Source organism: Streptomyces calidiresistens (genome assembly GCF_014141525.1).
GTDB classification, from domain to species: domain Bacteria; phylum Actinomycetota; class Actinomycetes; order Streptomycetales; family Streptomycetaceae; genus Streptomyces; species Streptomyces calidiresistens.
On sequence record NZ_VKHS01001480.1, the window covers coordinates 1 to 577 of the forward strand.

The following is a 577-nucleotide window of genomic DNA, read 5'->3' on the forward strand; positions in this document are numbered from 1 at the left end:
GGCGATCAGCCGCATGTGTCCGGGGCCGTGGCCGGGGGCGGGGGTGAGGGTGACGCTGCCCTCGGGCATGTCCCACACCGCCGCCAACTGCGCGGGGCTGATCCGGGGCACGGCCTTGCCCGGGGCGGCGAGGACTTCGGCGGTGAAGTCCGGGCGGGCCGGGTCGAACTGTCGAATGTTGACCAGGCGGGTGCCGGGGGCGACCTCGGAGAGGTCCCAGTAGCGGGCCAGCAGCTCGGGGTAGGTCCGCGGCGCCGGGACCGTTTCGATGTCACTGCTGTCGCCGGTGGTGGTGTCGGGGAGTTCGGCCAGGCGCTCCAGGTCGGCCAGCAGCTCCTCGCGCCGTCGTCGGCGGCGTCGGCCGGGGGCGCGGGTGATGGGCGCGGCGGCGGCCATCACGGCGGCCCAGGCGGCGGGGGCGGCGTACTGCCACCACGGGGCGGCACCGGTCAGGAGGGGGGCGGTGAGGTAGAGGGCGCTGCCGGTCAGGAGCGGGGTGGTCAGGTGGGCGGTGCGCAGCAGCCGCAGGCGCCGGGCGGAGCGTTCGGTGTCGGTGGCCGTGGCGGGGGCGGGGCGG

1 pseudogene is annotated in these 577 nt (G+C 77.1%); it reads right to left on the minus strand.

The features are described 5' to 3' along the window. A pseudogene (locus FOE67_RS27910) lies at window positions 1-577 on the minus strand (hypothetical protein); the annotation flags it as partial.